General features: G+C 61.3%; 12 protein-coding genes. 2 read left to right on the plus strand and 10 right to left on the minus strand.

The genetic code is table 11. The features are described 5' to 3' along the window. Position 1: 1 nt before the first annotated feature. The 9 genes from IE038_RS01465 to IE038_RS01505 form a co-directional block, all read right to left on the minus strand. Positions 2–808 carry a MetQ/NlpA family ABC transporter substrate-binding protein gene (locus IE038_RS01465; protein WP_189394996.1) on the minus strand — a complete coding sequence of 269 codons (807 nt, stop codon included), beginning with the start codon at positions 806–808 and terminating at the stop codon, positions 2–4. Next, positions 801–2,198 carry an LLM class flavin-dependent oxidoreductase gene (locus tag IE038_RS01470; RefSeq protein WP_163933571.1) on the minus strand — a complete coding sequence of 466 codons (1,398 nt, stop codon included), beginning with the start codon at positions 2,196–2,198 and terminating at the stop codon, positions 801–803. Before IE038_RS01470 ends, IE038_RS01465 begins: the two co-directional genes overlap by 8 nt. After that, entirely contained in the window at positions 2,198–3,403 is a 1,206-nt protein-coding gene (locus IE038_RS01475; RefSeq protein WP_163933568.1) for an SfnB family sulfur acquisition oxidoreductase, read from the minus strand. The genes IE038_RS01470 and IE038_RS01475 overlap by 1 nt, the downstream gene beginning before the upstream one ends. A gap of 19 nt (positions 3,404–3,422) precedes the next feature. Next, positions 3,423–4,664 (minus strand): SfnB family sulfur acquisition oxidoreductase, encoded by a 1,242-nt coding sequence (locus IE038_RS01480; RefSeq protein ID WP_163933565.1) that lies wholly within the window; start codon positions 4,662–4,664, stop codon positions 3,423–3,425. A gap of 205 nt (positions 4,665–4,869) precedes the next feature. After that, positions 4,870–5,577 carry a hypothetical protein gene (locus tag IE038_RS01485; RefSeq protein ID WP_163933562.1) on the minus strand — a complete coding sequence of 236 codons (708 nt, stop codon included), beginning with the start codon at positions 5,575–5,577 and terminating at the stop codon, positions 4,870–4,872. A 184-nt stretch (positions 5,578–5,761) separates the two neighbouring features. After that, the gene (tcyN, locus tag IE038_RS01490; protein WP_189394997.1) at positions 5,762–6,523 is read right to left on the minus strand and encodes an L-cystine ABC transporter ATP-binding protein TcyN; all 762 of its coding nucleotides are present in this window, start codon (positions 6,521–6,523) and stop codon (positions 5,762–5,764) included. Positions 6,524–6,527: 4 nt separating this feature from the next. Further along, positions 6,528–7,196, minus strand: a complete 669-nt coding sequence (gene tcyL / locus IE038_RS01495; RefSeq protein WP_163938829.1) for a cystine ABC transporter permease — start codon at positions 7,194–7,196, stop codon at positions 6,528–6,530. Beyond that, the gene (gene tcyJ / locus IE038_RS01500; RefSeq protein WP_189394998.1) at positions 7,193–7,987 is read right to left on the minus strand and encodes a cystine ABC transporter substrate-binding protein; all 795 of its coding nucleotides are present in this window, start codon (positions 7,985–7,987) and stop codon (positions 7,193–7,195) included. Before tcyJ ends, tcyL begins: the two co-directional genes overlap by 4 nt. A 116-nt stretch (positions 7,988–8,103) precedes the next feature. After that, complete coding sequence (locus tag IE038_RS01505) at positions 8,104–9,108, minus strand: D-cysteine desulfhydrase (protein ID WP_163938831.1); 1,005 nt, start codon at positions 9,106–9,108, stop codon at positions 8,104–8,106. Between the two features lie 190 nt (positions 9,109–9,298). On the opposite strand from IE038_RS01505, the gene epsC reads away from it, so the two are divergent. Beyond that, positions 9,299–10,231, plus strand: a complete 933-nt coding sequence (gene epsC, locus IE038_RS01510) for a serine O-acetyltransferase EpsC (protein WP_163938832.1) — start codon at positions 9,299–9,301, stop codon at positions 10,229–10,231. A gap of 202 nt (positions 10,232–10,433) precedes the next feature. Then, positions 10,434–12,395 (plus strand): choline transporter BetT, encoded by a 1,962-nt coding sequence (gene betT, locus IE038_RS01515; RefSeq protein WP_189395028.1) that lies wholly within the window; start codon positions 10,434–10,436, stop codon positions 12,393–12,395. Positions 12,396–12,467: 72 nt separating this feature from the next. Here the strand turns inward: betT and tauD are convergent, their stop codons facing one another. Beyond that, the gene (tauD, locus tag IE038_RS01520; RefSeq protein ID WP_163939837.1) at positions 12,468–13,301 is read right to left on the minus strand and encodes a taurine dioxygenase; all 834 of its coding nucleotides are present in this window, start codon (positions 13,299–13,301) and stop codon (positions 12,468–12,470) included. Positions 13,302–13,304 lie beyond the last annotated feature (3 nt).

Consider the following 13,304-nt stretch of genomic DNA (forward strand, 5'->3'; position numbering starts at 1 on the left):
GTCAACGCTCCCAGCCAGGCTGATAGAGCTTGCCGTAGGCCTTGTCCAGTGCGCTATGGACGACCGGCGAGTGTTGGTAGATATCAATGAACCTGGCCAGGCGTGGGTCATCTTTGCTTTGCGGCTTGATCACGAATTGAATCACGTATTCCTTGTGATCCAGGCCGTCGAACAGCAACGCGGAGTTGGCATCGAAGGTTTTTGCCAGGCGAATGTAGTGCGGATACCCCTGTACCAGGTCGGCATCATCGTAGGCCCGCACCAGTTGTACGGCTTCGACCTGAAGGATCTTCAGCTTCTTTGGGTTGGCGACGATGTCGTCTTCGGTCGCCTTGTAGCCAACACCGGGCTTGAGGGTGATCAAGCCGGCCTTGGCCAGCAACTGCAGGCCGCGTCCGCTGTTGATCGGGTCGTTGGCAATGGCGACGCTGGCGCCTTCGGGCAGTTCGGCGAGGCTTTTGTAGCGTTTCGAGTACAGCCCGACGTTGTTGATGATTCCGGGTGCATAAGGCACCAGGTCGAAACCGGCGGCGCTCTTGGCATTCTCCAGGAACGGGATGTGTTGGTAGTAGTTCACATCGATGTCACCGTTGGCGAGGCTGACATTCGGTGCAATCCAGTCGCTGAACTCGATCAACTCCACCTTCAGCCCCTGCTTTTGGGCTTCGCTGACTGCCGCTTCAAGAGGCGGAGCGAAGGCTGCAGTGGTGCCGATTTTCAGTGTGGCGTCGTTCGCGTGCGCAGCACCAAACAGGCCAAGGGTCAGGGCGATGCTCGCAACAGGGCGGGCCAGAAAGGTCTTAAGCATGCTGCAGCTCTCCAGTCGGTTGGGCGTTTGGTTCAGAAGGGGTGCGGTAGCTGGCCCCGGTATGCTGGTTGGGCAAACGGGCGCTGCCGCCAAACAGTTTTTCTCGCAGGCTGCCGTCTTCGTAGGCGGTCTTGTACGAGCCACGGCGTTGCAGTTCCGGTATGACCAGGTCGATGAAGTCGACATAGCTTTCCGGGGTGACCGTGCGCGCCAGGTTGAAACCGTCCAGGCCGGTTTCGTCGATCCAGGCTTCCAGCTCATCGGCAACCTGGCTGGGTGAGCCGACCAGAGTGATGTAGCGCCCGCCGAGGGCGTGCTGTTCAAGCAGCTTGCGACGCGTCCAGTCGTTGTTCTGCAGGTTTTTCGTCGCCGACTGGATGGCGTTGCTTTTCACGTACTGGATCGGCTCGTCCAGCGCGTACTGGGCAAAGTCGATTCCGGTTGAGCTGGCAAAGTGCGCCACCCCGGCTTCGGCGCTGGCGTAGCGCAGGTACTCAGCCTCCTTGGCCCGCGCCTTTTGCTCGCTTTCGGCAACGATGACGGTCAAGCCCATGAATACCTTGATTGACTGCGGGTCACGCCCGGCGGCCACCGCTGCAGCCCGGACCTTGTCAACCTGGGCACGGGTCGCCGCTTTGTTCTGGCCACTGATGAACACACATTCGGCATGCTGCCCGGCAAAGCTCAGGCCACGCTCGGAACTGCCAGCCTGGAACAGCACCGGGGTCCGTTGCGGTGAGGGCTCGCAGAGGTGATAACCCTCGACGCGATAGAACTCGCCGTGGTGCTGAACCTTGTGCACTTTGTCTGGCCGGGCGTAGACCCGCTGCTGTGGATCGTTGACCACCGCATCGTCTTCCCAACTGCCTTCCCAGAGCTTGTAGAGCACTTGCAGGTACTCATCGGCCTGGTCGTAACGGCGGTCATGCTCCGGTTGGGCGTCCAGGCCCATGGCCTTGGCGGCGCTGTCGAGGTAGCCGGTGACAATATTCCAGCCAACCCGGCCACCGCTGAGGTGGTCGAGCGTCGAAAGCCGTCGCGCAAACAGGTAGGGCGGCTCGTAGGTCAGGTTGGCGGTCAGGCCGAAACCCAGGTTACGGGTCACCGCCGCCATGGCCGAGACCAGCAGCAGCGGGTCATTGACCGGCAACTGGATGGCCTCCTTGAGCGTGACGTCCAGCGATTGCTGGTACACGTCATAGACGCCGACGATGTCCGCGATGAACAGCCCGTCGAACAGGCCGCGCTCAAGGAGTTTGGCCAGATCGGTCCAGTACGCCAGTGAGTTGAACTGGGTGGACGTGTCCCGCGGGTGTGTCCACAGCCCATGATTGATGTGCCCGATGCAGTTCATGTTGAAGGCATTGAGCAGGATTTTTTTCTTCGCCATCAGATGGTCCCCCGCAGTGGTGGGTTTTCATCGTTGAGGTAGTAGTTACCGATAGCGTGGTACTTCCAGCGCACCGGATCGTGCAGGGTATGGGTGCGGGCATTGCGCCAGTGCCGGTCTAGACCGTGCTCGGCCAGCGTGGCCTGGCTGCCCGCCAGCTCAAACAAGGTGCTGCCGGCGGCCAGCGAGATTTCGGTACTGATTGCCCGTGCTTCGGCAACCGCAATGGAGGCGGCGGCAACGGTGTCGGCATTGGTCTCGGCCTGGGCCCGGTCGAGGTATTCGCCGGCGCGTTCGAGCAGTGCTTCGGCGGCGTGCAGACGAATTGCCAGGTGTCCGAAGGCCTTCAGGCTCAGCGGATCGTCGGTGGCTTTCTCGATACCGGAGTCGATCCAGGGCCGTGTGCGTGTGCGCACGAACTGCAGGGCATCTTCATAAGCGGCTCGGGCGATGCCGGTGTCGATGGCCGCATGGAGAATCTGTGCCAGTGGCCCGACGGGTGTCGGGCGCTCGAAGGCGCTTTGAAACGGTACGATGTCGTCGGCCGCAATCTGCACGTTGTCGAACACCACCGAACCACTGCCGGTGGTGCGCTGGCCAAAGCCACTCCAGTCGTCGATGACGTTCAGGCCCGGGCTGTTGGCCGGCACGAAGGCAAGGTGTTGTTCACCGTGCTCGTCGAGCACCGAGGTCGGAATACGTTGGGCATACAAGGCACCGGTGGCGTAGAACTTGCGACCATTGATGCGCCAGTGTTCGCCGTCACGGCTCAGTGCGGTGGTGCGGTCATGGGCGGTCTTGGTCCCCAGCTCAGCGAGGGCATTACCAAAGCGCTGGCCTGCGAGCACCTCGGCATACAGGCGTTGCTGTTGCTCCGGGGTGCCGTTGACGCGCAGTACTTCCAGCGCATAGAAGTGGTTCTGCGGGATCTGGCCGAGCGACGAGTCGGCTTGGGCAATGCGGCTGATTACCTTGGCCAGGGTGACGTTCGAGACCCCGGCGCCACCGTAGGTTTTCGGGACGGTAATGCCCCACAGGCCAGAGCGTGAGAACAATGCCAGTTCGGCGTGCGGCAACTGCCGCTCACGGTCACGCAGGATGCTGTCCTGACGTAATTGCTGGGCGATATCCTCGGCGATCTGCAAAGCCTGGGCATCAGTGTGGATAACCGCAACGCTGGCGTGCGGTGGTGACAAAAGGCTCATAGAGGCTCCAGTGGTCTGGTCAGATCCAGGAATGCCGGACAGGCAGGGTACCGTTGAGGTGATAGGCGCCGACGGCGTGGTATTTCCAGCGCACCGGGTCGTGCAGGGTATGCACGCGGGCATTGCGCCAATGCCGGTCGAGGTTGAACTCGGCCAGGCTGGCCCGGCTGCCGGAAAGCTCGAAGAGTTTCTCACTGGCCTGAAGGGAAATTTCCGTGGTCAGTACCTTGGCCTCGGCCACGGCGATGGACGCCCGTGCAGCCGCGTCGGCATCAATCGGTGCGGCATTGACCGTGTCCAATACGCGGGCGGCCTTGCTCAGCAGCGCCTGGGCGGCATGCAGCTCAAGCTGAAGGCGACCAATGTCGGCGATGACATACGGATCGTCGCTGGCCCGCTCAACCTTGGCGTCGATCCATGGGCGAGCACGTTCGCGCACAAAGGCAATGGTGTCGGCCAGCGCCGCTTCGGCGATACCGGCATCAATGGCGGCCTGAATCAATTGCGAGACCGCGCCCTGAATGTTCGGGCTTTCACCGATCCGCCAGTTATCGACAACCAGCTCCGCGTCGACCGGTACCTTGTCCAGCAGGACGGTGCCGCTGGCGGTGGTGCGCTGGCCGAAACCAGACCAGTCATCGACGATGCGCAGGCCCGGGCTGCCTCGGCGTACAAACGCCATGACCTGGCGGCCTTCGTCATTCAGCGCCTTGACCGCGACCCAATGGGCAAACAGGGCGCCAGTGGAGTAGAACTTTTGCCCGCTGATAACGTAACCGTCGCCTTGGCGGGTGATCCGTGCCTTGAGTTCCAGGGTGTTCTTGGTGCCGCGCTCCGGGCCGGCATTGCCGATGCGCCAGCCATTGAGCACGCTAGTGAACAGCAGGGCTTTCTGAGGCTCGGTTGCCGCACCCTGAAGCAATTGCAGGATGCCGACCTGATTTTGTGGAATCTGCCCGAGGGCGGGGTCGGCAGCGCTGATAATGCGAAAGACCTCGGCCAGTGTCTGGAAAGACACCTGCGGGCCACCGTAGGCCCGAGGGACCGTGATGCTGCCCAGGCCGCTGTGGGTGAAGTGCTCGATTTCACTCCAGGGCAGTTTGCGTTGCTGATCGCGCTTGGCCGCCTGGGTGCGGGCGACTGCGGCCAGTTCGTGGGCTGCCTGCAAGGCCTCGGCGTCATTGCGCAGAACCTTGGCCGGCAAGAGTAATGGGGCGCTGTCCAGGTCGCTGTGGACTGTGGTGATTGCCAGACTGGACATTTCAGTACCGCTCCTTGGCTGCACTCAATGCCCTGGCGTTACGCACTGGGGTGATTGTGTTCCTGACCATACCTACCTCACTGATGGGAATGTCGCCGCAGGTGCGGCGACGGAACAGACGTGGGTCCGGTGGTCCGGTCCATATACCCTAATGGCTTGTAAAAATTAAATAAACTAACCTTTAGGAATATGCATAGAAGTGGGTTCAGGGCTTGCCGTTGTAGACCCTCACTTGAAGGGGGGCAGCCCATTGCGAGCTGTTGCCGACGCGGTCGAGGATGCAGTAGCTGATGTCCAGATAGTCGTCCGCTCCGGCCTCGATAATGAGTGCCCTGGGGATATCACCATGTACGGTAAGGCCGACAGCGTTGGCACCGAGTGCGGGCAGATCGAGGCGCAAATCACCCCAGCGAAGGGTGATCTCATCGCCTTCGGCCATGTTCAGGTAAGGGGCAATCCGAAAGGGCAGCGTTGTTCCCAGGCGCTGCAGGTCCAGGCCGTGGCGAACAATCGCAGGGGCCAGGCTCAAGGGGGCGAGCGCAGGGTTTTCGGTGGCCTCGCGCGTGGTGTCTCCACCGGGGCAGGCCAGTTTGATGGGCACCTGCAATGACGGTGATTTCAGTGGTCGGCAACCGGGTTTGAGCAGGCGGTAGTGCAAGCGGTTCATGCCTTGGTGCAGCAACTCGCGGGGTACCTGGAAAGCGATGGGTTGATCACGTTCGTTCGCCGACAGCTGGTGTGCGGCAACGAAGCAGTTACCCCAGAACAACTCCAGCAGGTCACCTGTTTGCATGGCCTCGTTGCTGGGAATGCAGACGCGCAGGTTGCTGGCGGCGATCAGGCCAATGCCCTCATGGGCGACGTCGGGGAGGGCAGGAGGGGGCAGTTCAGTTCCTTTGGCTGCACAGTGCATGGTGATGTTCCCGTACGAAATAAATGAGTGGTCGAGGACGACGTTGCTCAGGGTTATTGGCGAGTACGGGAAGCGAGTCAAGGCATGTGGGCGCCGCCTTGGGCTGGGTGCAGGATCTTCGGAGATGTCCTACTTCGAGGGGGAATCCAAGGTGTTGGCGGGGTACAAAAATCGTCGTTGTGGCTCAGGGTGGCGAAGCGTGCTGACCGAGGAATTTGCCGAGGAACTGCCGGGTGCGCTCTTCCCTGGGATTGGCGAAGAGTGCCTTGGCTTCACCCTGTTCGACGATGATCCCCTTGTCGAAGAAAATCACCCGATTGGCAACGTCGCGGGCAAAGCCCATTTCGTGGGTGACGATGATCATGGTGCGTTTTTCTTCCGCCAGGCTGCGGATGGTGGCCAGCACTTCGCCCACCAGTTCCGGGTCGAGGGCTGAGGTCGGCTCGTCGAACAGAATCACTTCAGGCTCCATGGCCAGTGCCCGGGCAATGGCAACCCGCTGCTGCTGGCCGCCGGACAAGCGCCTCGGATACGCATTTTCCTTGTCGCCCAGACCGACTTTTTGCAACAAGGCACGGCCCAGGATGACGGCTGCATCGCGTGGGGTTTTCTTGACCACGATGGGGCCTTCGATAACGTTTTCCAGTGCCGTGCGGTGGGGAAACAGGTTGAAGTTCTGGAACACGAAACCGACCTGCTGGCGCAGTCGGCGGATCAAGCCCTGTTGCTGTTTCAGCGGGCGGTTGCCGTCAATTTCGATATCGCCGACGCGGATGTGGCCACTGCTGGGTGTTTCCAACAGGTTCAGGCAGCGCAGGAAGGTGGTCTTGCCCGAGCCGCTGGGGCCGATGATGGCGATCACCTCGCCGGCGTTGACAGTGAGGTTGATACCGGCCAGTACGGTCTGGCCGTTGAACTGCTTGGTCAGGTTCTCCACGACAATCATGCGCTCAGGACTCCAGGTCGTGCCGGTTGACCCGCGCTTCCAGACGGTGCTGCAGGTGGGCTAAGAGGCTGGACAGCACCCAGTAGATCAGTGCTGCCGCCAAGTACAGGGTGAACACTTCGAAGGTACGTGCGGTAATCAGCTGCGCCTGACGGAACAGCTCTGGCACCTGGATGGTCGCGGCCAGTGCCGTGTCCTTGACCAAGGAAATGAAGCTATTGCCCAGCGGCGGTAACGCCGTGCGCGCGGCCTGTGGCAGGATCGCCCGGCGCATGGCTTGGCTGCGTGTCATGCCGATGCTGGCCGCTGCTTCCCATTGGCCGCGGTCGATGGAACTGATCGCCGCCCGCAGAATTTCGCAGGCATAGGCGGCCATGTTCAGCGACAAACCAATCAGTGCCGCCGGCAGTGGGTCGAGTTCCAGCCCCAGCTGCGGCAGGCCGTAATAGATCACGAACAACTGGACCAGCAGCGGTGTGCCGCGAAAGAACGACACATAGACGCGGGCGGTCCAGCTGAGCACGTTTAGTGATGACAGCCGCATCAGCGCCAGGCCGAATCCCAGCAGCAGCCCGAAGAACATGCCGCCCAGGCTCAGGCCTACAGTGAAATACGCACCCTTGAGCAGAAAGGGCGCCGAATCCAGCGCCAGCTGGAGGCTGTCGGCAATCATTTTGTGACGTCAGCGTTGAACCATTTCTGCGACAGCTTGGTCAGGGTGCCATTGGCCCGAAGCGTGTCGATGGCCTTGTTGATCGCCTCAAGCAGCTCAGGCTCACCTTTGCGCAGTGCAATACCGGATTCCTGGCGGGAGAAGGCTTCACCGGTGACGGCGGTGTCCTTGGCCTTGGCGACCAGCTCGAATGCGGCCAGACGGTCTACCAGAATGGCGTCGATACGGCCGACTCGCAGATCCTGGTACTTGGTCGGATCATCGTCGTAGGTCTTGATGATGGCTTTCGGCACGTTGTCCTTGAGCCATTGCTCGTAGTTGGTACCCAGGCCTACACCGACTTTCTTGCCGGCCAGATCGGCGGCGGTCTTGATACTGCCTTCGTTCTTTTTCAGGGTCAGGGCCTGAATGCCGGAGATGGTGTAGGGCGTGGAGAAGTCGTACTTCTTCTTGCGCTCCTCGGAAATGGTCACCTGGTTGATCACCACGTCCAGGCGCTTGGACTCAAGGGCCGCGAGGATGCCGTCCCATTTGGTCGGTTGCAGCTTGGCTGTTACCCCAAGCTCTTTGGCCAGGGCTTCAGAGAAGTCCACTTCAAAACCTGCGAGCTTGCCGTCGCTGTCGACGAAGCTGAACGGTGGATAGGTGCCTTCCAGGCCAACCTTGAGTGTGCCGCTGTCCTTGATCTGTTGCAGTTGCTCCCCGGCGATGGCCTGGCCCAGCAGGCTGGCACCGAGTAGCAGGCCCAGACTGGCACCGAGAACCTGTTTCGTCAGAACGGAAATCTTCATGGCTAGCCCCTCTGTTGTTATGGGTGTGTCGGTGACTATAGGGCGGCGCTAATAGATCCATAAATAATAACAATTCACATGGTTATTTCTTTTGAGTCTATTTCGCTGGCGCCCGTTCATGCGTTCCAGACTTCAGGGTAGGCGAATAACGCCGGTGCCCCACCGGTGTGTAGAAAAATCAGCGGGCCGGCGTCGAAACGCTGGCGGGTAATACCGTCGAGCAGGCCTGCCATGGCCTTGCCGGTGTAGACCGGGTCGAGCAGCAGGCCCTCGTGGCTGGCCAGTTCGCGTATCGCCGCGAGCGTGCCTGGGTTGGGTTCGCCATAGCGCGGGGCGAAGTATTCATCCCAGAGGGTGACCTTGAAGCGCTCCGGCAGGCGCACCCCGAGCAGCTCCGCAGTGCGCTCGGCGAGCCCTTGTACTTTGGGCCGCTGGGCTTCGTCGGTACGTGACACGGTGACGCCGATGACCGGCAAGTGCGGCAGCACCGAAGCCAAACCCAGGGCCAGGCCGCTGTGGGTGCCTGCACTGCCAGAGGCCAGCACCACCCCGGCAAAGGTTTCACCGCTGTGTTTGATCTGCGTGGCCAGTTCCAGGGCTGCGCGCACATAGCCAAGGGCGCCGAGGGCATTGGAGCCGCCGATGGGCACCCGATAGGGCTTGCGGCCACTGGCATGCAGGCGCACCGCCAGGGACTGCAACTGCTCATCGGCGTTATCGAGGTTGTCGACCAATTCGACCTTGGCCCCGAACAGGTCCAGCAACAGGCGGTTGCCATTGCCCAGATAACTGGCTGAATCGGTACCGATGGGGTTTTCCAGCAAGGCGACACAGCCCATCCCCAAGCGTGCGGCCAGGGCAGCGGTCTGGCGCACGTGGTTGGACTGAATCGCGCCTGCGGTGATCAGGGTGTCGGCACCTTTGGCCAAGGCATCGGCGGCCAGGTATTCAAGCTTGCGCAGTTTGTTGCCACCGAATGCCAGGGGCGTCAGGTCGTCGCGTTTGACGTAGATGGCGCGGCCTGCCCAGGCGGAAAGCCGCTCGAGTTTTTCCAGTGGCGTGGGCGCACTCAGCAGTTCAAGGCGGTTGAAGCGGGCGAGCTGGCGTTCGAGTTCGGTCATGGAAAGTTATACCTGACAAAAAATCGAGTATAGGCAGCGGGCGGCGCTCGGCGAATAGTTTGGCTTATGCCCTCGGTATAGCGGATTGGAATAAAGGGTTATTTTTTCCAGTGGCGCCAATTGCCGTAAAGTGGACAGCCATCAGGCGAGCATTTCAATCCAGTAGCTGCCGCGTGGCAGGAGAGCAACCGTGAGCGAGAACGCGCAAACAGGGCAATGGCAATTGCAGGGTATCGTCGGCCAGCTACGGGCTGCCCGCGATCAATGGCGCAGCAGCAATGGCCGCAGCAGTGGGGAACAGGGCGGCCGTGAATTGCCGTCGCGCGAAGCCATGCGACAGATCCTCGAGCAGTTGTGTGGCGCGTTGTTTCCAATGCGCCTGGGGCCGGTCGACCTGCGTGAGGAAAGCGAAGACTTCTACGTGGGGCACACCCTCGACACCGCCTTGACCGCGTTGCTCGCGCAGGCCCGTCTGGAGCTGCGTTATGTTGCCCGTCAGGGTAAGGCGGACCCGGCCCAGGTCGATGCCACGGCCTTGCGTTTGATCCAGGATTTCGCCGCGGCCTTGCCCGGCTTGCGCAGCCTGCTCGACACTGACGTACTGGCGGCCTACCACGGTGATCCGGCGGCCCGCAGTGTCGATGAAGTCCTGCTGTGCTACCCCGGCATCCTTGCGGTGATTCATCACCGTCTGGCGCACCACCTGTACCGTGCGGGCTTGCCGCTGTTGGCGCGCATCAGTTCGGAGATTGCCCACTCGGCCACGGGTATCGACATTCACCCCGGTGCGCAGATCGGCCCGAGCTTCTTCATTGATCACGGTACGGGTGTGGTCATCGGTGAAACCGCAATCATCGGCGAGCGGGTACGGATCTATCAGGCCGTGACCCTCGGCGCCAAGCGCTTCCCGGCCGATGAGTCCGGCCAATTGCAAAAGGGCCAGCCGCGTCACCCGATTGTCGAGGACGATGTCGTGATCTATGCCGGCGCCACCATTCTGGGCCGAATCACCATCGGCAAGGGCTCGACCATTGGCGGCAACGTCTGGTTGACCCGCAGTGTGGCACCGGGCAGTAACCTGACTCAGGCCAATCTGCAGCATGATGACGGGACGCAGAAGTAGGCGGGCTTCCAGGGCTGTTGGGTCGCATCTGATCGCCATCCATGTTTAACTTGAACGCTCGTTCAAGTTAAACGGTGGTCCGCTGCCGGTGTTCAACAGGAGGAAACCCTTTGCTGAACCCGTTCAATCCAACCCTTTCCACGCGTCGTGAGGTGCACTGCCTATGAGTGCATCCACGCCTGTCCCGACTAGCAAGATCCGCATGAACCCGCCGGTGTTCTACTTCGCGGCAAGCTTCATTCTGTTGTTTGGCCTGGTGGTGATCGCCAACCCCAAGGCCGCCGGTGAATGGTTGTTGGCTGCGCAAAACTGGGCCGCCAATACGGTTGGCTGGTATTACATGCTGGCGATGACGCTGTACCTGGTCTTCGTGGTGGTCACCGCCTTGTCTGGCTACGGCAAGATCAAGCTCGGTGCCGACCACGACGAGCCCGAGTTCAGTTACCTGTCATGGGCCGGCATGCTGTTCGCCGCTGGCATCAGCATTACCCTGTTCTTCTTCTGCGTCTCCGAACCGCTCACCCACTTGCTTCAGCCTCCTCAGGGCGAGGCCGGTACGGTCGAGGCCGGGCGCCAGGCCATGCAGTTGCTGTTCCTGCACTGGGGCCTGCACGGCTGGGGCGTGTTTGCCTTCGTCGGTATGGCCCTGGCGTATTTCGCCTACCGGCACAACCTGCCGCTGGCCCTGCGCTCGGCGCTGTACCCCCTGATCGGCAAGCGCATCAACGGGCCGATCGGCTATGCCGTGGATGGCTTCGGCATCATCGCCACGGTGTTCGGCCTGGGGGCCGACATGGGCTTTGGTGTCTTGCACCTGAATGCCGGCCTGGACTACCTGTTTGGTGTTGCCCATGGCCATTGGGTGCAAGTTGCGCTGATCACGCTGATGATGGGCGCCGCCGTGGCGGTTGCCGTGGCCGGTGTGGACAAGGGGGTGCGGGTGATGTCCGACATCAACATGCTCCTGGCCTGTGGGTTGTTGCTGTTCGTGTTGTTCGCCGGCCCGACACAGCACCTGTTCAATACGCTGATCCAGAACCTGGGTGATTACCTCGGTGCCCTGCCGCGCAAGAGTTTCGATGTCTATGCCTACACTCAGGCCAACGACTGGCTGGGTAACTGGACAGTGTTCTACTGGGCCTGGTGGATTGCCTGGGCGCCCTTTGTCGGCTTGTTCATCGCACGGATTTCCCGGGGCCGGACGATCCGTGAATTCGTCTTCGGCGTGCTGCTGATTCCACTGGGCTTCACCCTGGCCTGGATGTCGATCTTCGGCAACAGCGCCCTGACCCAGGTGCTGGATCATGGCATGACCAGCCTGGCCCAGTCGGCCCTCGACAACCCGTCGATGACCCTCTATCTGTTGTTGGAAACCTACCCGTGGAGCAAGGCTGTAATCGCTATCACGGTGTTCATCAGCTTTGTCTTCTTCGTGACCTCGGCCGACTCTGGCACGGTGGTGCTGTCGACGTTGTCCGCCCGTGATGGCAACGCCGATGAAGACGGCCCGAACTGGCTTCGGGTGTTCTGGGGCGCCATGACCGGGCTGATCACCATCGGCCTGCTGTTCGCTGGCAGCATCGATTCGCTCAAGTCAGCGGTGGTACTGACCTCGCTGCCCTTCTCGGTGATTTTGCTGGCGATGATGTGGGGGCTGCACAAGGCGTTCTACCTGGAGTCGCAGCGGCAGATTGCTCAACTGCACTCCCTGGCACCCTTCGCCAATTCGCGCCGTGGTCGCGGTGGCTGGCGTCAGCGGTTGAGCCAGGCCATCCACTTTCCGTCGCGGGATGAGGTCTATCGGTTCATGGATGACGTGGTGCGCCCGGCGATTGCCGAGGTCACCGAAGTGTTTGCCGAGAAAGGCCTGGCGGTGATTTCCCAGGAAGACCCGAGCCACGACAATGTCAGCCTGAAGATCGGTCATGGTGAAGAGCAGCCGTTTATCTACCAGGTGCAGATGCGTGGTTACTTCACACCGTCGTTCGCATTGGCGGGGCTGGGTACGCAAGAATTGAAAAACCGGCGCTACTATCGAGCGGAAGTGCACTTGAGTGAAGGCAGCCAGGACTATGACCTGGCGGGCTACAGCAAGGAGCAGATCATCAACGACATTCTCGACCAGTACGAACGGCACCTGCAGTACCTTCACCTGGTGCGTTGAGCCCACTGCCTGCAACCTGCTGGACAGGCGGCAGCCATCTGCCCTTTTAGCGGGAGATGGCTGCCGCGAGGTTCAGAACGGCGCGTCCCCCAGAATCGTCGCCCGGTGCATCACACGTCGCTGCGGTCGGTAATCGTCCACGGCGTAATGCTGGGTTACCCGGTTGTCCCAGAACGCTACATCGTTCTCCTGCCAGCGCCAGCGAATGGTGAACTCGGGGCGGGTGGCGTGAGCGAACAACAGCGCGAGCAGCGCTTTGCTCTCTGCCTCGCTGAGCTCGTTGATGCGGGTCGTGAAACCTTCGTTGACGAACAGTGCCTTGCGCCCACTGACCGGATGGGTACGAACCACCGGGTGTGAGAGCGGCGGGTTATTGCGGCGAGTTGCCTCCCAGCGTTCGCGGTCTTCAGCGGTGGTGCCAAAGCGCTCCAACGGAAACGACTGCGTGAAATCATGGGTGGCGGTCAGGCCGTCGAGCATCTGCCGCAGCGGTGCCGAAAGGGCCTCAAAGGCGGCGATGCCACTGGCCCACAGGGTGTCACCGCCATAGGCCGGCAACTGTTTGGCACTGAGCACTGCGCCCATCGCCGGCGTCGCCAGGAAAGTCACGTCAGTGTGCCAGACGGCGTTGTCGCGTACGTCGGTAACGGCGGTGTCGAGCACCAGCACCTGTGGTGTTTCAGGGACGTTAGGGTAGATCGGGTGGATATGCAGGTCGCCAAATCGCGCAGCGAAGCGTGCCTGCTGGTCGGGCGTCAGCGGTTGATCACGGAAGAACAGCACCTGGTGCTTGAGCAGCGCCTGCTCAATGGCGTCGCGCTGTTCGACGCTGATCTCGACGCTCAGGTCGATGCCGCTGATTTGTGCGCCCAGTGCCGGGCTCAATGGGGTAATGGTCAGGCTCATGTC

The sequence above is a fragment of the Pseudomonas laurentiana genome, from assembly GCF_014648275.1.
In the GTDB taxonomy this organism is placed as follows: Bacteria; Pseudomonadota; Gammaproteobacteria; order Pseudomonadales; family Pseudomonadaceae; genus Aquipseudomonas; species Aquipseudomonas laurentiana.